This window comes from Aeromicrobium phoceense (assembly GCF_013868155.1).
Taxonomy (GTDB): Bacteria; Actinomycetota; Actinomycetes; order Propionibacteriales; family Nocardioidaceae; genus Aeromicrobium; species Aeromicrobium phoceense.
Window position 1 is genome coordinate 1,026,596 of record NZ_JACEOG010000001.1, and the last position, 19,431, is coordinate 1,046,026.

Here is a 19,431-nt window from a genome sequence, read left to right on the forward strand (position 1 = left end):
CAGAAGTGGAGATCTGTGTCACAGTGCTTGCGTGAACGAGGCTGACCCGAACGTGCGCGAGAACGCGCCGGTGCTGCGCGTCCGCGCCGTGACGAAGGCCTTCGTCGGCAACCAGGTCCTCCACGGTGTGGACCTGGATCTGGTCGCCGGACAGGTGCTCGGACTCGTGGGCGAGAACGGCGCCGGGAAGTCGACGCTGATGAAGATCCTCGCCGGCGTGCACCCGGCCGACTCCGGCTCCATCGAGCTCGACGGCGAGGCGGTGACCTTCGGCCACCCCGTCGAGGCGCAGCGCGCCGGGCTCGCCACGGTCTTCCAGGAGTTCAACCTGCTGCCCGAGCGGACGATCGCCGAGAACATCCACCTCGGTCGCGAACCCCGCGGTCGCGGTGGCCTCGTCGACACGCGCCGCATGGAGCAGGAGACCACCGCACTGCTGACCGGGCTGGGCATCGAGGGCCTGCGTGCGTCGCGCCGGGTCCGCTCGCTCTCGGTCGCCGAGCAGCAGATCGTCGAGATCGCCAAGGCCGTCAGCTTCGACGCCCGCGTCATCCAGATGGACGAGCCGACCGCCGCGCTGGCCGACCACGAGGTCGAGCTGCTCTACGGGATCGTCCGCCGGCTGACCTCGCGCGGTGTCGCCATCGTCTACGTCTCCCACCGCCTGCGCGAGGTGCTGGACCTGTGCGACACGGTGACCGTGCTGAAGGACGGCCGCCAGGTCGACACGCGCCCGGCCTCCGAGCTGGACGAGGCCACGCTGGTGCGCCTCATGGTGGGCCGGCCGATGGACTCGTTCATCCCCGACCCGACCCCCGGCACCACGGTGGGCGAGCCGCGACTGCAGCTGCGCGGCGCCGGCAACGGCTACGTCGACGACATCGACCTGACGCTGCACGCCGGCGAGATCGTCGGCATCGCGGGCCTGCAGGGCTCCGGCCGCACCGAGCTGCTCGAGGGGATCTTCGGGATCGAGCCGTTCACCCGCGGCGAGCTCACCGTCGACGGCGCGGCGACCCCGATCGGCTCCCCGCGCCGCGCCATCCGCTCCGGTCTGGCGCTCGTGACCGAGGACCGCAAGGCCACCGGCCTGTCCCTGCAGCAGTCCCTGCTCGACAACGCGCTCGGCGTGGTCCGCGCCGTCTTCCCGCGCCGCACCGAGGCGGCTCGGCGCGAGGTGCCCGGTCTGTTCGGCTCGCTGTCGGTCTCGGCCCGCTCGCTGAGCCAGGAGGCCCAGTTCCTGTCCGGCGGCAACCAGCAGAAGGTCGTCCTGGCCCGATGGCTGGTCACCGACCCGAGGATCGTGCTCCTCGACGAGCCCACGCGCGGCATCGACGTCGGCGCGAAGCACGCCATCTACGAGGTGATGCGCGAGCTGGCCGCCCGCGGGATCGCCGTGCTCATGGTGTCCAGCGAGCTGCCCGAGGTGATCGGGATGTCCGACCGCGTCCTCGTGATGCGCGACGGCCGGCTCGCCGGCGAGCTGCCCGGCGGGTCCGACGAGGAGACGATCCTGTCGCTCGCGGCCGGACTGGACGAGGAGATCGCCTCATGAAGGCACGTCTGGCAGGTCTGGACTCGACGATGATCGTGTTCGTCGTGCTGGCGGTCTCGATCGTCGCCGGCTCGATCATCACGGCGCTCGAGGGCCGCAACTTCTTCAGCGTCGGCAACATCGACAACGTCCTGACCACCATGACGATCCTGGGCCTGATCGCGATCGGCCAGACCCTCGTGATCCTCGTGGGCTCGCTGGACCTCTCCGTGCCCTTCATGGTCAGCCTCGCCAGTGTTCTGGCCGGCGGGATCATGGCCGACCGCTCCGCGAACATCGCCCTCGGCGTCGCGGTGGCGCTGGGCGTCGCGGTGCTCTTCGGCCTGCTGAACGGCCTGATCGTCAGCATGCTCCACGTCCACGGCTTCATCGCCACGCTCGGCACCGGCCTGATCGTCTCGGGCTTCCTCGGGTCGAACTACCAGGGCAGCTCGGGCACGGCGCCGTACGCCTTCCGGCTGCTCGACGCCACGCGCATCGGCCCCGTGCCGGTGGCCACGCTCATCATGCTCGTGTGCGCCGGGCTGGCCGTGCTGATGCTGCGCCGTACGCGCCTCGGCCACCACATCTACGCCGTCGGTGGCAACGCCGAGGTGGCCCGCATGTCGGGCGTCCGGACGCAGGTGCCGATCGTCGCGGCGCACGTCATCTGCTCCGTGACGGCCGCGCTCGCCGGACTGCTGCTGCTCGCGCGCCTCGGCGTCGGCCAGCCGACGGTCGGCTCGCAGGCCGGCTACGACCTGATGTCCATCGCGGCGGTCGTGCTCGGCGGCACCCTCCTCTCGGGCGGCAAGGGCAGCATCGTCGGCACGATCGCGGGCGTCGGCATCTTCGCCGTCCTCGACAACGTCATGGGCGTCATGGAGCTGAACCCGTTCCTGAAGGACGTGGTGCGCGGCATCGTCATCGTCGTCGCGGTCGCCGTCTACGCGCGCCGCGAGATCGACCGGCGACCCGAGCGCTTCGGCGCGACGAAGGAGGTCGTCTCATGAGCATGAGCGTGCGCGCGCTGCCCCTCCACGAGGGCACCCCCGGCCGACGGTTCCTGGGCGTCCTGGCCACCCCCGGCGGCGCCGTCTTCCTCCTCGTCATCGCGCTGCTCCTCGCGATCATCGTGTCCAACCCGAGCTTCGCCGAGGGCAACTCGCTGATTCGGTTCGCGGGTCGCACGGCGCCGATCGCGATCGCCGCGATGGGCCAGTACTTCGTCATCGTCAGCGGCGAGTTCGACCTCTCCATGGGCGCGGTGATCGCCGCCCAGGTCGTCCTGGCCGGCAACGTCATCGGTCAGGACGAGTCGCGGATCCTGCCGGGGCTGCTGCTGATGCTGGCCGTCGGCGCCGGGATCGGGCTGCTCAACGGGCTGGCCACCACGCTGCTCAAGGTGCCGAGCTTCATCGTCACGCTCGGCATGATGCTGTCGCTGACGGGTCTCGTGCGATACGTCACCGGCGGCGCCGCGACCGGCAACCCCTCCGACCGCTTCCGCGAGATCGGCCGCGGCGGCATCGAGAACGTGCCGGTCGTCGGGATGATCCCGTACCCGCTGATCGTGCTCATCGCTGTCGGAGCGTTCGCCGTGTGGCTCATGCGCCGTCCGTTCGGTCGCACCCTGATCGCCGCCGGCGACAACCCCGAGTCCGCACGCTTCTCCGGCACGCCGCTGTGGTGGACCAAGACGCGGGCCTTCATGATCTCGTCCCTGTCCGCGACAGTCGCCGGCATCCTGCTGGTCGGCTACGCCGGCGTTCACCCCTCGGTCGGCGGCGGCTACGAGTTCGCCGCCATCACGGCGGTCGTGCTCGGCGGCGTCGTGCTTGGCGGCGGACGCGGCTGGGTCCTCTCGGCCGCGGCGGGCGCCTTCGCGCTCGAGCTGCTCTTCGTGCTGCTGACCAGCCTCGGCATCGCGTCGACGTGGCGCGACACCGTGCAGGGCCTCATCATCATCGCCGCCGTCGCCCTCGCGGGCCGGGCCTGGCAGGGCGCAGGGCGCCGCCGCGGCCCCACGACTTCTCCACCCCCATCACCCCAGCCCGCCACGGGCGCAACGACAGGAGAGAACTGATGCGCGCATCCATGAGAGGGGTACTGGTGTCGGCCGCGGCCGTCCTGGTACTGGCCGGCTGCAGCACGGACGACGTGCCCGACTCCGGCGACGACGACTCGGGATCCAAGGACACCGAGTGGTTCGTCCAGGCTGACTTCGACCGTCAGGACGAACAGCGCAGCGCCACCTTCGAGGGCGATCCCGCCACGCCGTGGATGCAGTACATCGCCGGCGACATGGCCGACACCGCGAAGTTCAAGACCGAGGGCGCCAAGAAGGTCTGCTTCGCGAACGCCTCGATCAGCAACCCGTGGCGCCAGACCGGCTGGATCACGATGCAGCAGCAGCTGAAGGTGATGCAGGACGAGGGCGTCGTCTCGGAGATGGAGACCCGCGACGCGCAGGACTCCGACGACACGCAGATCGCCGACATCGACTACTTCATCAAGGAGGGCAACTGCGACGCCTTCATCATCTCGCCGAACTCCACGGCGGCGATGACCCCGGCCGTCGAGCGCGCCTGTGAGACCGGCAAGCCGGTCGTGGTGTTCGACCGCGGCGTCGACACCGACTGCGCCACCACGTTCATCCACCCGATCGGTGGCTACGCGTGGGGCATCGACACGGCCGAGTTCCTCGTGGACAACCTCGAGAAGGGCGACAAGGTCATCGCGCTGCGCATCCTGCCCGGCGTCGACGTCCTGGAGACCCGCTGGGCCGCGGCCGAGAAGATCTTCGAGGAGAACGACATCGAGGCGGAGGACCAGTTCACCGACGCCGATCCCACCAAGATCAAGCAGATCATCACCGACGCCATCAACCAGGACGACATCAAGGGCGTCTGGATGGACGCCGGTGACGGTGCCGTCGCGGCCATCGAGGCCTTCGAGGACGCGGGCAAGGACTACCCGGTCATGACCGGTGAGGACGAGATGAGCTTCCTGCGCAAGTGGGAGGACACCGGCCTGACCGGCCTGGCGCCCGTCTACTCCAACTTCCAGTGGCGCACCCCGCTGCTGGCCCTGCAGAAGATCTTCGCGGGCGAGGAGGTGCCGGCCGAGTGGGTCCTGCCACAGTCGCCGATCACCGAGGACGACCGCGCGGACTACCTGAAGGCGAACGACGGGATGCCGGACGGGCACTACGCCAAGTTCGGCGGCGAGGACCTCCCGGGCTTCCCGAAGGCCTGGCAGGACCGCTGATCGCGAACCGGGTGGCGGCGACTCGGCGCCGCCACCCGGGACCCACCCGTCCCTCTCGACAGGAGAAGTCGTGCGCAGCATCGGCATCAACACGTGGGTCTGGCAGTCGCCGCTCACCGACGCCACGGTCGAGGCTCGCCTGGAGCACGTCGCCGCCCTCGGCTTCGACGCGGTCGAGCTGCCGCTGGAGAACCTCGGCGACCTGACGGCGGACGTCGTCGGTCCGGCGCTCGCGCGCACCGGCCTGGCCCCTTCGGTCGTCGGCGCGATGGCGCCGGGACGCGACCTCGTCGGGGCCGATGACGCGGCCGTCGCGGCGACGCAGGACTACCTGCGCGGGTGCGTCGACCTCGCCGCCGGCATCGGCGCGGAGGCGGTCTGCGGCCCCTTCTACGCGGCGACCGGCCGCACGTGGCGCCTGTCGCCCGACGAGCGCCGCGAGGCCTACGGGCAGTGGCGCGAGAGTCTCGCGCCGGTCGTGGAGCACGCGGCGTCCCGCGGCGTGCGGATCGGCATCGAGCCGCTGAACCGCTACGAGACGTCGCTCGTCAACACGGTCGACCAGGCGCTCGAGGGCCTCGACGGACTCCTCGGGGCGTCGCTCGGCCTCGCGCTGGACACCTATCACCTGAACATCGAGGAGCGGTCCAGCGCGGGCGCGATCCGTGCGGCGGGCGAGCACCTCGTGCACATCCAGGTCTGCGGCAGCGACCGCGGTGCGCCCGGGGGCGACCAGACCGACTGGGACGCCCTGATCGGCGCCCTTGACGAGGTCGGGCACACCGGCCCTCTCGTCATCGAGAGCTTCACGGCCGAGAACGCCTCGATCGCCACGGCGGCGTCGATCTGGCGGCCCCTCGCGCCGACGCAGGACGACCTGGCGCGCGACGGACTGGCGTTCCTGCGCGAGCTGAACCGAACGGGGGAGTCACGATGACGCGCGAGCTCGGGGTGGCCGTCATCGGCTACTCCTTCATGGGCAAGGCCCACTCCAACGCCTGGCGCAACGTCGGGGCGTTCCACCCGCACCTGCCCCCGGTCGCCCAGCAGGTCCTGGTCGGCCGCGATCCCTCGGCCGTCCGCTCGGCAGCCCACCAGTTCGGCTGGCGCGAGTCCGCCACCGACTGGCGCGACGTCGTCACCCGCGACGACGTGGACATCGTGGACATCTGCACCCCCGGGCACCTGCACCACGAGATCGCTTTGGCCGCCCTGCGCGCCGGCAAGCACGTCATCGTGGAGAAGCCGCTGACCAACACGCTCGAGGAGTCCGCGGAGCTCGTCGTCGCCGCCGAGCAGGCCCGCGCGCGCGGGGTCCGCTCGATGGTGGGGTTCAACTACCGCTGCGTGCCCGCGCTCGCCCTGGCGCGCCAGGTGATCGCCGAGGGCCGGATCGGCGAGGTCCGCCAGGTGCGGGCCTCCTACCTCCAGGACTGGCTCGTCGATCCCGAGGCCCCGATGACCTGGCGGCTGCGCAAGGAGGAGGCCGGGTCCGGGGTGCTGGGCGACCTCGGCTCGCACGTGGTCGACCAGGTGCGCTTCCTGCTGGACGACGAGGTCTCGAGCGTGGCGGGCCGGCTGGAGACGTTCGTCGGGTCGCGTCCGGGACCCTCCGGTCCCGAGCCGGTGACGGTCGACGACGCCGCGTGGGCGCTCCTGGGCACGTCGCGCGGAGCGATGGTCAGCCTCGAGGTCAGCCGGATGGCCACCGGGCGCAAGAACGCCCTGCAGATCGAGGTGTACGGGTCCCGCGGCTCGGTCGCCTTCGACCTCGAGCGCCTCAACGAGCTGTGGATCGACACCGGCGAGGGACGCACCCGCGTGCTCGTCACCGAGCCCGACCACCCCCACCTCGAGCCGTGGTGGCCGCCCGGTCACGTGCTGGGCTGGGACCACACGTTCACGACCCAGGCCGCCGGCTTCCTCGCCGCGATCGCGGACGGCACCGACCCCACGCCGTCGTTCGAGGACGGTCTGGCGGTGCAGCGGGTGCTCGACGCGATCGAGCGCAGTGCCGTCGCCGGACGCGACACGGTCGCACTCGCGAGATCCTGATCATCGAAGGAGGGACACCATGGGCAAGCGCTTCACGCTCTTCACGGGCCAGTGGGCCGACCTGACGCTCGAGGAGGTCGCCGAGCTGGCGGCCGGCTGGGGCTACGACGGCCTCGAGATCGCCGTGTCCGGCGAGCACCTCGACGCGTGGCGCTGGGACGACGACGACTACGTCGAGGGACGGCTGGAGATCCTGCGCCGGCACGGCCTCGGCTGCTGGGCGATCTCGAACCACCTCAAGGGCCAAGCCGTGTGCGACGACCCGATCGACGACCGCCACCGGTCCATCGTCGGGCCGCGGGTGTGGGGCGACGGGGAGCCCGAGGGCGTGCGCCGCCGCGCCGCCGAGGAGATGCAGCACACCGCGCGCCTCGCTCAGCGGATGGGCATCGACGTCGTGGTGGGCTTCACCGGCTCGTCGATCTGGCAGTACGTGGCGATGTTCCCGCCCGTTCCCGCCGAGCGCATCGAGGCCGGCTACCAGGACTTCGCCGACCGCTGGCACCCGATCCTCGACGTCTTCGACGAGTGCGGCGTCCGGTTCGCGCACGAGGTGCACCCCTCCGAGATCGCCTACGACCACTGGTCGACCGTGCGCACGCTCGAGGCGATCGGCCACCGCGAGGCGTTCGGCATCAACTGGGACCCCAGCCACATGCTGTGGCAGGGCCTCGACCCGGTCGCGTTCATCAGCGACTTCGCCGACCGGATCTACCACGTGGACTGCAAGGACACCCGCATGCGGATGGGCGGCGGCCGCAACGGCATCCTCTCGTCGCACCTGCCGTGGGGCGACCAGCGTCGCGGCTGGGACTTCGTCTCCACCGGTCGCGGTGACGTGCCCTGGGAGGACGCGTTCCGTGCGCTCGCGCGCATCGGCTACGACGGGCCGATCTCCGTGGAGTGGGAGGACGCCGGGATGGACCGGCTCCGGGGCGCGCCCGAGGCGCTCGAATTCCTCAAGCGGTTCGACTTCGACCTGCCCACCGCCTCCTTCGACTCCGTGTTCGACCAAGGCTGACCGGCACCGACCGGCGCGGGACTAGGCTTCGAGCGTGAGGACCCTCATCACCGGAGGCGTGCGGTCGGGCAAGTCGTTCCATGCCGAGTCGATGCTCGTCGCGGCCACCGACGTCACGTACATCGCTCCCGGTCCGGCCCCCGATCCCGAGTTCGACCCCGACTGGGCGGCGCGCGTCGAGGCCCATCGCGGGCGGCGCCCCGAGCACTGGAAGACGGTCGAGACCGCCGACCTGGAGCGCGCCATCGCGATGGCCGACGGGACGGTGATCGTGGACTGCCTCGGCACGTGGGTCACCGCCCTCATCAGCGAGCTCGACGGCTGGGACCAGACGCTCGACGACTGGGAGCCCGAGTTCTGGCTCCGGGTCGAGCGCGCCGTCCAGGCCATGACGGCCCACGCCGAGGACGTCGTCGTGGTGACCAACGAGGTGGGCTGGGGCGTCGTGCCCGAGCACCGCTCCGGGCGGTTGTTCCGCGACCTGCTCGGCAAGGTCAACCAGCGCTTCGCGATGGACTGCGACGAGGTCCTGCTCGTCGTCTCGGGACGCGTCCTGCGGCTCTGATCGGTAGCGGTGCCTCAGGCGGGCGGCGTGAACGCCGCGCGGGCGTCGGCGACGCGGGCGCGGACCACGCAGTCGTGCGCGTGGTCGTTGACCAGGCCCATCGCCTGCATGAACGAGAACACCGTGGTCGGGCCGACGAACTTCCAGCCGCGCCGCTTGAGGTCCTTCGACAGGGAGATCGCGGTGGGCGAGGTGGTCAGCGACTGGGGCTCGGGGATCTCGGCGGGATCGGGCTCGTGACGCCACACGAACGCCGCGAGCGAGCCCTCCGACTCGATCAGCTCCAGCGCGCGGCCGGCGTTGTTGATCGCCGCCTCGATCTTGCCGCGGTGCCGCACGATGCCCGCGTCGGCGAGCATCCGGAGCACGTCGGACTCGTCGAACGCAGCGACGGCCTGGAGCTCGAAGCCTGCGAACGCCGCGCGGAAGTTCTCGCGCTTGTCCAGGATCGTGCGCCACGAGAGGCCCGACTGGAAACCCTCGAGGCAGAACTTCTCGAACAGCCTGACGTCGTCGGAGACCGGGAAGCCCCACTCGCCGTCGTGGTACTCCACGAAGCCGGGGGCGCCGCCGGCCCAGTCGCAGCGCGGCTCGCCGTCGGGGCCGAGGAACGTCATGGGATCACCGCCGAGAAGCCGATCAGGAGGACAGCGAGGGCGACCTCGACCGAGGCGCCCACCGCATCGCCGATGATGCCACCGAGGCGGCGCACGACGTGGGCGATCAGGGCGACGACCACTACGAGTGCCACGGCCACCGCGGCCACGCCCTGCAGCACGGGGGCCGAGGTCGTCGCCGTCAGCGCCGCGCCGACGGCGGCTGCCGCCAGCCAGACCACGGCCAGCGTGATGGGTCCGATGCTGCCGGCGAACGTGGCGCCCATGCCGTCGCGACGGGCCGCGGGGACGCCGCGCCGCAGGCCCACGGTGGCCGCGACGCGCGCGAGGCACCACAGCCCCCCGAGGGCCACGGGGCCCCACGACCAGCATGTCGCCAGGGTCCCCGCCGCGGCGGCCTGCACCAGCAGGACGAGCACGAGGGTGGCCGCGCCGGCGGGCCCCACGTCACCCGTCCGCGCGACGGTGAGCGCCCGGTCGCGGTCGTAGGAGGAGGCGAGCGCGTCGGCGGTGTCCGCCAGCCCGTCCAGGTGGAACCCGCGGGTCGCCCACGCGCCGAGGCCGATCGCGAGCGCGCCGACGACAACTGAGGACAGCCCGAGCTCCTGCCCGCCCCAGGCGACCAGGGCCACCAGCACACCGACCGGGACGACCGCCAGCGGCGCGATCGCGACGGCGACGCCGGCGGTGGCGCGGTCCACCCGTCGCGGAGCCGGCACCGGAACGGCGCTGAACGTCCCGACGGACAGCCGGACCGCGTCCCCGAATCGGCTCACAGGAGCTCGTCGAGCCGCGCCATCTCCGACAGCAGCAGGGCCGCGGACCGCACGAGGGGCACGGCGGCGACCGCGCCCGAGCCCTCGCCGAGGCGCATGCCGAGGTCGAGCAGCGGCTCGAGCCCGAGGTCCTTCAGTGCGTGCCACTGCGCGCCCTCGGTGGAGCGGTGACCGGCGGCGAGCCACGGGGCGACGCCGGGCGTGAGGCGCTCGGCGACGAGCGCGGCGGCCGTGGCGATCGCCCCGTCGAGCAGGACCGGGACGCCCGCCTGCGCAGCGGCGCTGATGAACCCGGCCTGGGCGGCGATGTCGGGGCTGCCGAGCGCGCTCAGCAGGTCGATCGGGTCGGACGTGCGGTCCTGCGCGCGACGCAGGGCCGTGTCGATGACGTCGGTCTTGACCCGCAGCGCCGCGTCGTCGATGCCGGTGCCGCGCCCGACGACGTCGACGGCCGGGAGACCGAGGACCGCGGCCGTGAGGACCGCCGCCGTGGTGGTGTCGCCGATGCCCATGTCGCCGCCGATCAGCAGGTCGGCGCCGGCCGCGATCTCCTCGGCGGCGATCGCCGCGCCCGCGTCGACGGCGCGCTGCGCCTCGTCTGCGGTCATCGCGTCCGTCAGGTGCAGCGGCTCGGTGCCCCGGCGGATCTTGTACGCGCTGATCGAGGGGTCGAGGTCGGGGAACTCACCGTCGACGCCGAGGTCCTGGACCCGCAGGTGCACGTCGTGCTGGCGGGCCAGGACGGCCACGCCCGCGACGCCGGAGACGAAGGCCCGCACCATGGCGCCGGTGACGGCCGGCGGATAGGCCGAGACGCCGTGCGCCGCGACACCGTGGTCGCCCGCGAAGACGACGGCTCGCACGTTGGAGGGAGCTGCCGGGGTGGCCTCGCCGCGGACCGACGACCACCACACCGCCAGCTCGCCGAGACGCCCGAGGGCCCCGGCGGGAATCGCCAGTGCGGCGAGGCGGTCACGAGCTGCGGAGAGAGCGTCCTGCGAGGGCGGGGTGATCATCTGCCCATTGTCCCGCGAGATCGACGAGCTCGGCCTCGAGGGTCACCAGGCGGGAAGCGGCCTCGCGGTCGAGGCCCGCGGCCACCACGCGGTCGGTGGCGTCCTCCAGCTGGGCGCGCGCGGCCCGGCCGGTGTCGGTCGCGGTGCCGTCGGGCTCGAGCCAGCCGCGCGTCACGAGTCCGGCGATCGCCTCGGCCCACTCCTGCTCGGTCCAGCCGCGCATCGTGCGCTGGTCGGAGAACCAGGACCAGCCGGTGCCGACGGCCAGGGCGTTGGCCGCCGCGCCGCCGAGCCCCGCGGCCGTGAGGACGGCGAGGTGGCAGTCGCCCCGGTACTCGCGCAGGGCGGTGACGGACTGCCAGAAGTCGACGACCGGATCGTCCGAGGCGGACAGGTCGGCGTGGGCGGCGGCCAGCGGCTTGCCGGCCCAGTCGACGCCCTGCAGCACGGATCGGACCCGCGGCGCCAGGGCCGCCGCGCCCTCGGCGACGCCCTCGAGGAGGTCGCGAGCCAGGGCGTACCGCTGCTCGAGCACGCGGTCGCGGTCGGCCATCCGCCACGCGTCGGGCAGCGCGCGCTCCACGAGGCGCGGGGCGAAGCCGTGGAACGTGGCGACGACGAGCCGGGGGCCGGGCGTCCCGAGCGCGGCGGCCCGGCTGGCGAAGTACCCCATCCAGTAGCCCTTGAGGCCGACCGACTCGTACCTGGCCTTCGAGTCGGGGGCGAAGTAGACGCCGCCGTGCAGGTTCTCGATCGCCGACCAGAGGGCTCGTGAGGTCATGGGCCGACCCTAGCGGCGTCCAAATGGGGGATTGCCGGACGACAGTCTCCCGGATTCAGATACCATCGGTATGCGAAGCCGGAAGGAGCCCGCCGTGACGCAGACCAGAGTGAGCCGTGCCGAGCGTCAGCAGCAGACGCGTGACCGCCTCGTCGAGGTGGCCACCCAGATGTTCCTGGACGTCGGGTACTCCGGCACGTCGCTGGACAAGGTGGCGGTCGAGGCCGGCTTCTCCAAGGGCGCGGTGTACTCGAACTTCGCCGGCAAGGAAGAGCTCTGCATGGCGGCGCTCGACACGATCCACGCCGAGAAGATCCGCCTCGTGCACGAGATGTTCACCGAGGACACGTCGATCGAGACGCGCCTGAAGAGCTTCGTCGAGTGGTCGCGGTCCGGCCTGGGCGAGCCCCGTTGGACGGCGCTCGAGGTGGAGTTCGCCGCCGTCGCGCGGCACAACCCCTGGGTGGCGTCGGAGCTGGTGAAGCGTCACCGCGAGGTGCGCCGCCTGATCGCGCAGCTGATCTCGGCCACGGTCGAGGACGCGGGGCTCGAGACCACGGTCCCGGTCGAGCACGTGGCCACGGCCCTGCTCGCGGTGGGCGCCGGACTCGGCGGCCTGCGCGCGCTCGACCCGAAGATCGACATGGACGTGTTCGGCGACGTGCTCGCCGGTCTCGTCAGGCCCCGGAGGGACCCCGCGGCTCAGTAGCCGCCGTTGGCCTTGAAGCGCTCGAAGCTGGCCTGGATCTCGGCCTCGGCCTCGGCGCGGCCGACCCACTCGGAGCCTTCCTCGACCGACTTGCCGGGCTCGAGGTCCTTGTAGCTGGTGAAGAAGTGCTCGATCTCGCGCAGGTCGAAGTCGGACACGTCGCCGACGTCCTGCGTGTGGTCGTGGCGCGGGTCGCCCGCGGGCACGCAGAGGATCTTGTCGTCGCCGCCGGCCTCGTCGGTCATCTTGAACATGCCGATCGCGCGGCACTCGATGACGCAGCCGGGGAACGTCGGGAAGGGCAGGATGACGAGCGCGTCGAGCGGGTCACCGTCGTTGCCGAGGGTGTTGTCGATGAACCCGTAGTCCGCCGGGTACTGCATCGACGTGAAGAGGGTGCGGTCCAGCCGGATGCGGTGGGTCTTGTGGTCGAGCTCGTACTTGTTGCGCTCGCCCTTGGGGATTTCCACGGTGACGTCGAAAAACACGGTTCCTCCGGCTTGGTGTTGATGGCTGTCACATAGTCTGACGCACGTGAAGGCCCGTGGCTCCCGCAGGGGGGAGAGAGTGCATGCGGCCTGGATGCTGCCGTTGCTCGTGGTGGTGACGCTCGCGGCGATCGGCGCGCTGTACGTGCGCGGCGACCTCAACCCCATCCTGTGCGACGGCGCGTGCGGACCCGAGTACGTCACCGCCCCCACCGGCCTGGCGTCCGCGTCGCCCGCGTCCGACCGGGCCACCGGCGTCGGCTCCGCGCCCGTCGACGCCGCCGCGCTCGCGGCCGCGGTGAAGGATCCGCTGGCGTCCGACGCGCTCGGCGGTCGCACCAGCCTCGTCGCCCTCGACGCCCGCGACGGCACCGTGCTGGCCGAGTCGGGCGACGGCACGCACATTCCCGCCTCCACGACGAAGCTGCTCACCGCCGTGGCGGCCCTCGACACCCTCGGTCCCGACGCCACCTTCACCACCTCGGTGGTGCGCGACGGCGACCGACTCGTGCTGGTCGGCGGCGGCGACCCCTACCTCACCGACACCCGCACGAAGGGTTCGCCGGTCGAGCGCGCCGACCTCGCCACGCTGGCCGCCGCCACGGCGACGAAGGTCGGTCGGGCGCGGGTCACGCTCGGCTACGACGTCTCCCTGTTCTCCGGGCCGTCGGTCAGCCCGGCCTGGGAGGAGGGCTACGTCGGCAGCGTGGTCGCGCCCGTCAGTCCGCTGTGGATCGACCGCGGGCGGGTCGGCGCCGCACGCTCCACCGAGCCGGCCGCGGACGCCGCCCGTCGCTTCGCCGAGCTGCTCCGGGCCAGGCGCGTCGACGTGGCAGGCGAGCCCGCCCGGGTGGAGGCGCCCGCCGGGGCCACGAAGGTCGCGCAGGCCCGCAGCGCCCGGCTGTCGCGGATCGTCGAGCGGTTCCTGGCCGACTCCGACAACGAGGTCGCCGAGGTCCTGCTGCGCCAGGCCGCGCTCGGGGGAGGGCAGCCTGGCTCTTTCGCCGGTGGTGCGAAGGTGGCCACCGAGGTCCTCGCCAGGTCGGGCGTCAGCACCGAGGGACTGGTGCTGAACGACGGCAGCGGGCTCTCGCGCAAGAACCGGATCTCCGCCACCACGCTCGCCGAGACGATGGTCCAGGCGTCGGCCCGGCCGCGCCTGTCCTCGACACTGAGCGGCCTGCCGGTGGGCGGCTTCAGCGGCACCCTCGAGAACCGCTACGACCGCAGCGACGCGCGCGGCGTCGTGCGCGCGAAGACCGGCACCCTCACCGGCGTGCACTCCTTGGCCGGCATCGTCACCCTCGACGGTGGCCGGCCCGTGGCCTTCGCGGTGATGGCCGACGACACCGAGCAGGTCAACCCCTTCGTCACCCAGGCCGCGCTCGACCGCGTCGCCGCGTCGATGGCCACCTGCGCCTGCGGGGCCTAGCGCGCCTCTGGTCTCGATACGCCGCTCGCTGCGCTCGCGTGCCACTCGACCACCGGGGCGGAGCGAAGCGAGACGTAGGGGCACCTCCCGCTTGCGGGGGCGTATCGAGATCAACCCTGCGAGGTGACCTCTAGGCTGCTCAGGTGGCCTCCTCCCGTCTCGTCGACCGGCTCCCCGCCGGCACCACCGACGACGTCGACGCGGTGCACGAGGCCATCCTCGACTGGATCCAGGACCGCGGCCTGACGCCGTACCCCGCGCAGGACGAGGCGATCCTCGAGATGGTCGCCGGGTCCAACGTCGTGCTGGCCACGCCCACCGGCTCGGGCAAGAGCCTCGTCGCCACGGCGGCGATGGGGGCGGCGCTCGCGCGCGGTGAGTGCAGTGTCTACACCGCGCCGATCAAGGCGCTCGTCAGCGAGAAGTTCTTCGACCTGTGCGAGGTCTTCGGCGCCGACAACGTCGGCATGGTCACCGGCGACGCCGCCGTGAACGCCGACGCGCCGATCATCGCCGCGACGGCCGAGATCCTGGCGAACATGGCGCTGCGCGAGGGCGCCGCGGCCGACATCGGCCTGGTCGTGATGGACGAGTTCCACTTCTACGCCGACCCCGACCGCGGCTGGGCCTGGCAGGTGCCGCTGATCGAGCTGCCGCGCGCCCAGTTCCTGCTCATGTCGGCCACGCTCGGCGACACGACGCGCCTCGAGTCCGACCTCGCCCGGCGCACGGGCCGCGAGACCGTGGCGGTCACGTCGGTCGAGCGTCCGGTGCCGCTGGTCAGCGAGTACGTCACCACGCCGGTGCACGAGACGCTGGAGCAGCTCGTCGAGACGCACCAGACGCCGGTCTACGTCGTGCACTTCTCGCAGGCGGCCGCGCTGGAGCGCGCGCAGGCCCTGACCAGCGCCAAGGTCGCCACCCGCGCCGAGCGCGACGCGATCGCCGACGCGCTGGGCGACTTCCGCTTCACCTCGGCCTTCGGCAAGACCCTCTCGCGTCTGATCCGCATGGGCATCGGCGTCCACCACGCCGGCATGCTGCCGCGGTACCGCCGCCTCGTCGAGACCCTCACGCAGCAGGGGCTGCTCAAGGTGGTGTGCGGCACCGACACGCTCGGCGTCGGCATCAACGTGCCGATCCGCACCGTGCTCTTCAGCGGCCTGTCGAAGTACGACGGCACCCGCCAGCGCCATCTCCAGGTGCGCGAGTTCCAGCAGATCGCCGGGCGCGCGGGCCGCGCCGGGTTCGACACCGTGGGGCACGTCGTCGTCGAGGCGCCCGAGCACGAGATCGAGAACGCCCGGCTCGTGCGCAAGGCCGGAGACGACCCGAAGAAGCTCAAGCGCATCCAGCGCAAGAAGCCGCCCGAGGGCTTCGTCTCCTGGGGGCACGGCACGTTCGAGCGACTCGTGAACGGCACGCCCGAGCCGCTGGTCTCGCGGATGAAGGTCAGTCACGCGATGGTGCTCGACGTCATCACCCGGCCCGGCGACGCGCGCGCGGCGCTGGAGCACCTGATCCGCGAGAGCGGCGAGACCGAGGAGTCGCAGGAGCGCCTGCTGGCCGAGGTCGAGAACATCGTCGAGGCGCTGCTGGCCGGTGAGGTCGTCGAGCGGCTCGACCCGCCGGACGCCCAGGGCCGCACCCTGCGCCTGACCGTCGACCTGCAGGCGAACTTCGCGCTGAACCAGCCGTTGTCGCCGTTCGCGGTCGCGGCCTTCGACCTGCTCGACCGCGAGTCGCCCACCTACGCCCTCGACGTCGTGTCGGTCGTGGAGTCCACGCTCGACGACCCGCGACCGATCATCAGCGCCCAGCGATTCCGGGCCCGCGGCGAGGCGGTCGCAGAGATGAAGATGGACGGCATCGAGTACGACGAGCGGATGGAGCTGCTCGAGGACGTCGAGCACCCCAAGCCGCTCGAGGACCTGCTGAACGCCGCCTACGAGATGTACCGCAACGGTCACCCGTGGGTGGCCGACCACGAGCTGCGGCCGAAGTCGGTCGTGCGCGAGATGTGGGAGCGGGCCATGACGTTCTCCGAGGTCATCGCCGAGTACCGCCTGGCCCGGTCCGAGGGGCTCGTCCTGCGCTACCTCTCCGACGTCTACAAGACGCTCGTGCGCACGGTGCCCACGGCGGTGCGCAACGACGAGCTGACCGACCTCACCGAGTGGCTGGGCGAGCTGGTGCGCCAGACCGACTCCAGCCTGCTCGACGAGTGGGAGCAGCTGATCGCGCCCGGCGAGGACCCGGCCGACGTGCGCCCGCAGGCCACCGGCGCCGAGACGCCGCGCCCGCTCACCGCGAACGCCCGGGCCTTCCGTGTGCTGGTGCGCAACGCGATGTTCCGCCGGGTCGAGCTGGCCGCGTTCGGCCGGTGGGACGCGCTCGGCGAGCTCGACGCGGCCTCCGGGTGGGACGCGCTGGCGTGGCGCGAGGCGATCGCCGGCTACCGCGAGGAGTACAGCGAACTGGGCAGCGGCGCCCAGGCCCGCGGCCCGCAGCTGTTCATGGTCGAGGACGAGACGCGCCGCGTCTGGCAGGTCCGGCAGGTGTTCGACGACCCCGAGGGCGATCGCGACTGGGGCATCAGCGCCGAGGTCGACCTCGACGCCTCCGACGCCGAGGGCGAGCCGGTGGTCCGCGTCCTCGACATCGGTCCGCGCTGACCGCCGCCCCGGCCCGCGGCCCGCGACTTTTGTGACGTCATTCGGTGCGGATCGCCGACGCGGACCGAACGGCGTCACAGAAGTCGGCCGTGGGGTGAGGCCGGGCGACGTAGGTTGGACGCCATGATCGACTGGAAGGTCGCCAGCTCCACGGCCCGGCGGCTCATGAAGCCCGGGCCCGACCTCAGCGCGGCGGAGGTCGAGGAGGTCGTCGCCGAGCTGCGCGAGGCCTCGGCGATCGCCGAGGGGCCGGTCCGGGAGTTCACCGGCCTCGTTCCCGCCTACCCGACGCCCGTCCTGGTGGTCGACCGTCCGCGCTGGGCCGATGCCAATCTCGCCGCGTTCGAGGTCCTGATGACCCCGTTCAACGAGAAGCTCGCCGCCGAGGGCAAGCTGCCCACGGGCCTGCCCAAGGCCGTCGGCGGGCGCGTCACCGGCGTCGAGCTGGGCGCGATCGTGGCGTTCCTCGGTGGGAAGGTGCTGGGCCAGTTCGACCCGTTCGCCGAGGGCGGCCACGGACCCGGGCGCCTGCTGCTGGTCGCGCCGAACATCGTGCACGTCGAGCGCGAGCTCAACGTCGACCCCACCGACTTCCGGCGCTGGGTGTGCCTGCACGAGGAGACGCACCGCGCGCAGTTCACCGCGGTGCCGTGGATGCGCGGCCACATGCTGAGCCAGGTCGACCAGCTGATGGATGTCACCGACGTCGGCGGGGGAGCGGTGACCGACCTGCTCTCCGAAGCGCTGCCCGAGCTGGTGCGCATCGTCCGCGGCGACTCGGACAAGTCCCTGTCGGACCTGTTCCAGAACGAGCAGCAGCGCGAGGTGGTCGACCGGCTCACCGGACTGATGTCGCTGCTCGAGGGCCACGCGGACGTCGTGATGGACGACATCGGCCCCGAGATCGTGCCGAGCGTCGCCGAGATCCGTCGCAAGTTCACCAAGCGCCGGGCCTCCGGCTCGACGCTGTCGAAGGTCTTCCGCCGGCTGCTCGGCTACGAGGCCAAGATGCGCCAGTACAGCGAGGGCGCCACCTTCGTCCGCACCGTCACCGACCAGGTCGGCAAGGACGGCTTCGACGCCGTCTGGGCCGCCCCCGAGCACCTGCCCACGCGCGCCGAGATCGTCGACCCGAAGTCCTGGGTCGCCCGCGTCCACGGCTGAGGCGCGGACGTGTCCGGCCGCCCGTCGACGTGGTCTCGATACGTCGCTCGCTGCGCTCGCGTACTACTCGACCACCGGCCCGGCGACCGAGCAGCAGGGCGACGAACGAGCTCGCGTCGCGTCGACCCCTGCGCTCCGCTCGGAGATCGAGGAACGAGCTCGCGTCGCGTCGACCCCTGCGCTCTGCTCGGTGACCGAGGGACGGGCTCGCGTCGCGTCGACCGCTGCGCGCTCCTCGGTGATCGAGTAGCAGGGCGAGGGACGAGCCCGCGTATCGAGATCAGGGTGGCCCACGCGTGACCCGGCTCGACCCGCTCGTCGCGCGGGCGCGGAACCTCGTCGAGCCCCACCTGGCCCCCGGAGCGGTCGTCGCGGTCTCCGGCGGTGCCGACTCCCTGGCCCTGGCCGCGGTCGTCGCCTTCTTCGTGCGCCGCCGCGGCGTCGAGGCGCGCGCGGTGGTCGTCGACCACGGCCTCCAGCAGGGCTCGGCGGAGGTCGCCGCCCGCGCCGCCGAGCAGTGCGCGTCGCTCGGCCTGCCCGCCTCGGTCAGCACCGTGGAGGTCGGTGACCTCGGCACCGGACCGGAGGACGCCGCGCGCGTCGCCCGCTACCGCGCGCTGCACCGCGAGGCCGGCCGCGGCGGCCTGCTGCTTGCGCACACCCTCGACGACCAGGCCGAGACGGTCCTGCTGGGCCTGGCGCGCGGCTCGGGTCCCCGCGCGATCGACGGGATGCGTTCGGTGAGCGGCCGACTGCACCGGCCCTTCCTCACCCTGCGACGCTCCGAGACCGAGCGGATCTGCGCGCTGCACGACCTCGAGTGGTGGGAGGACCCGCACAACGACGACTCCTCCTACCGCCGTGTCCGCGTGCGGCGCGAGCTGCTGCCGCTGCTGGAGGACGTGCTCGGCGGGGGCGTGGCCGAGGCGCTGGGGCGCACCGCCGACCTGGTGCGCGCGGACGCCGACCTCCTCGACGCCATGGCCTCCAACGAGACGCCGACGAAGGGCGAGATCGACGACGTCGAGTCGTTCGGCGACCTCGATCGCGCCCTGCGCCTGCGGGTGTGGCGCCGTCTGGCGGTGGCCGCCGGCGCGGCGCCGGGCGAGCTGTCGCACGCCCACACCCTCGCCCTCGACGGGCTGCTGAACGCCCGCGGCGGCACACGGATCGAGCTCCCCGGTCATGTCGTCGCCGTCCGCGAGGGCGCCGGGGTCCGGTTCCGCGACGAACGATGAGGCATTCCGCCCCGCTGCGGCACCCGAATGCCTCATCGTGCGACCTCGCCACCGGCTGAGACCGATTCCGCCGCTTGTGGCACGCTGGGC

General features: G+C 72.3%; 18 protein-coding genes. 13 read left to right on the top strand and 5 right to left on the bottom strand.

The genetic code is table 11. The features are described from left to right. Nucleotides 1-31 precede the first annotated feature (31 nt). From H1W00_RS04850 to cobU, 8 genes are all read left to right on the top strand, one after another. Nucleotides 32-1,555: an ATP-binding cassette domain-containing protein gene (locus H1W00_RS04850; protein ID WP_181754154.1), complete on the top strand. Its 1,524-nt coding sequence runs from the start codon at nt 32-34 to the stop codon at nt 1,553-1,555. Further along, nucleotides 1,552-2,547 carry an ABC transporter permease gene (locus H1W00_RS04855; protein ID WP_181754156.1) on the top strand — a complete coding sequence of 332 codons (996 nt, stop codon included), beginning with the start codon at nt 1,552-1,554 and terminating at the stop codon, nt 2,545-2,547. Before H1W00_RS04850 ends, H1W00_RS04855 begins: the two co-directional genes overlap by 4 nt. Then, complete coding sequence (locus H1W00_RS04860) at nt 2,544-3,620, top strand: ABC transporter permease (protein WP_206679968.1); 1,077 nt, start codon at nt 2,544-2,546, stop codon at nt 3,618-3,620. The genes H1W00_RS04855 and H1W00_RS04860 overlap by 4 nt, the downstream gene beginning before the upstream one ends. 11 nt (nt 3,621-3,631) lie before the next feature. Beyond that, nucleotides 3,632-4,804: a substrate-binding domain-containing protein gene (locus tag H1W00_RS04865; RefSeq protein ID WP_206679969.1), complete on the top strand. Its 1,173-nt coding sequence runs from the start codon at nt 3,632-3,634 to the stop codon at nt 4,802-4,804. 70 nt (nt 4,805-4,874) lie between these two features. Continuing rightward, nucleotides 4,875-5,741 carry a TIM barrel protein gene (locus H1W00_RS04870; RefSeq protein WP_181754160.1) on the top strand — a complete coding sequence of 289 codons (867 nt, stop codon included), beginning with the start codon at nt 4,875-4,877 and terminating at the stop codon, nt 5,739-5,741. Then, nucleotides 5,738-6,859 (top strand): Gfo/Idh/MocA family protein, encoded by a 1,122-nt coding sequence (locus H1W00_RS04875; protein ID WP_181754162.1) that lies wholly within the window; start codon nt 5,738-5,740, stop codon nt 6,857-6,859. Before H1W00_RS04870 ends, H1W00_RS04875 begins: the two co-directional genes overlap by 4 nt. Before the next feature lie 19 nt (nt 6,860-6,878). Continuing rightward, nucleotides 6,879-7,880 carry a sugar phosphate isomerase/epimerase family protein gene (locus H1W00_RS04880; RefSeq protein WP_181754164.1) on the top strand — a complete coding sequence of 334 codons (1,002 nt, stop codon included), beginning with the start codon at nt 6,879-6,881 and terminating at the stop codon, nt 7,878-7,880. A gap of 34 nt (nt 7,881-7,914) precedes the next feature. Further along, nucleotides 7,915-8,445 carry a bifunctional adenosylcobinamide kinase/adenosylcobinamide-phosphate guanylyltransferase gene (cobU, locus tag H1W00_RS04885; RefSeq protein WP_181754166.1) on the top strand — a complete coding sequence of 177 codons (531 nt, stop codon included), beginning with the start codon at nt 7,915-7,917 and terminating at the stop codon, nt 8,443-8,445. 14 nt (nt 8,446-8,459) lie between these two features. On the opposite strand, the gene H1W00_RS04890 is transcribed toward cobU, so the two are convergent. Genes H1W00_RS04890 through H1W00_RS04905 form a run of 4 tightly spaced genes read right to left on the bottom strand, consistent with a single transcriptional unit; the run spans nt 8,460 to nt 11,635 of the window. Continuing rightward, nucleotides 8,460-9,062, bottom strand: coding sequence for a DNA-3-methyladenine glycosylase I (locus H1W00_RS04890; protein WP_181754168.1), 603 nt, complete (start codon nt 9,060-9,062; stop codon nt 8,460-8,462). Next, entirely contained in the window at nt 9,059-9,838 is a 780-nt protein-coding gene (locus H1W00_RS04895; protein WP_181754170.1) for an adenosylcobinamide-GDP ribazoletransferase, read from the bottom strand. Before H1W00_RS04895 ends, H1W00_RS04890 begins: the two co-directional genes overlap by 4 nt. Beyond that, entirely contained in the window at nt 9,835-10,854 is a 1,020-nt protein-coding gene (gene cobT, locus H1W00_RS04900; RefSeq protein WP_181754172.1) for a nicotinate-nucleotide--dimethylbenzimidazole phosphoribosyltransferase, read from the bottom strand. Before cobT ends, H1W00_RS04895 begins: the two co-directional genes overlap by 4 nt. Further along, nucleotides 10,811-11,635, bottom strand: a complete 825-nt coding sequence (locus H1W00_RS04905) for an SCO6745 family protein (protein WP_181754174.1) — start codon at nt 11,633-11,635, stop codon at nt 10,811-10,813. Before H1W00_RS04905 ends, cobT begins: the two co-directional genes overlap by 44 nt. A gap of 94 nt (nt 11,636-11,729) precedes the next feature. On the opposite strand from H1W00_RS04905, the gene H1W00_RS04910 reads away from it, so the two are divergent. After that, the gene (locus H1W00_RS04910; protein WP_231948696.1) at nt 11,730-12,344 is read left to right on the top strand and encodes a TetR/AcrR family transcriptional regulator; all 615 of its coding nucleotides are present in this window, start codon (nt 11,730-11,732) and stop codon (nt 12,342-12,344) included. On the opposite strand, the gene H1W00_RS04915 is transcribed toward H1W00_RS04910, so the two are convergent. Beyond that, a complete protein-coding gene (locus tag H1W00_RS04915; RefSeq protein ID WP_181754176.1) occupies nt 12,338-12,832 on the bottom strand; it encodes an inorganic diphosphatase in 495 nt (164 codons plus the stop codon). The genes H1W00_RS04910 and H1W00_RS04915 overlap by 7 nt on opposite strands. A gap of 94 nt (nt 12,833-12,926) precedes the next feature. Between H1W00_RS04915 and dacB the strand changes: the two genes are divergently transcribed. The 4 genes from dacB to tilS all read left to right on the top strand — a co-directional run bounded on the left by dacB (nt 12,927) and on the right by tilS (nt 19,341). Continuing rightward, entirely contained in the window at nt 12,927-14,264 is a 1,338-nt protein-coding gene (gene dacB, locus H1W00_RS04920) for a D-alanyl-D-alanine carboxypeptidase/D-alanyl-D-alanine endopeptidase (RefSeq protein WP_181754178.1), read from the top strand. Nucleotides 14,265-14,407: 143 nt separating this feature from the next. Further along, a complete protein-coding gene (locus H1W00_RS04925; protein WP_181754180.1) occupies nt 14,408-16,939 on the top strand; it encodes a DUF3516 domain-containing protein in 2,532 nt (843 codons plus the stop codon). Between the two features lie 123 nt (nt 16,940-17,062). After that, the gene (locus H1W00_RS04930; protein WP_181754182.1) at nt 17,063-18,103 is read left to right on the top strand and encodes a zinc-dependent metalloprotease; all 1,041 of its coding nucleotides are present in this window, start codon (nt 17,063-17,065) and stop codon (nt 18,101-18,103) included. Between the two features lie 296 nt (nt 18,104-18,399). Beyond that, the gene (gene tilS / locus H1W00_RS04935; RefSeq protein ID WP_181754189.1) at nt 18,400-19,341 is read left to right on the top strand and encodes a tRNA lysidine(34) synthetase TilS; all 942 of its coding nucleotides are present in this window, start codon (nt 18,400-18,402) and stop codon (nt 19,339-19,341) included. The last annotated feature ends 90 nt before the right edge of the window (nt 19,342-19,431 follow it).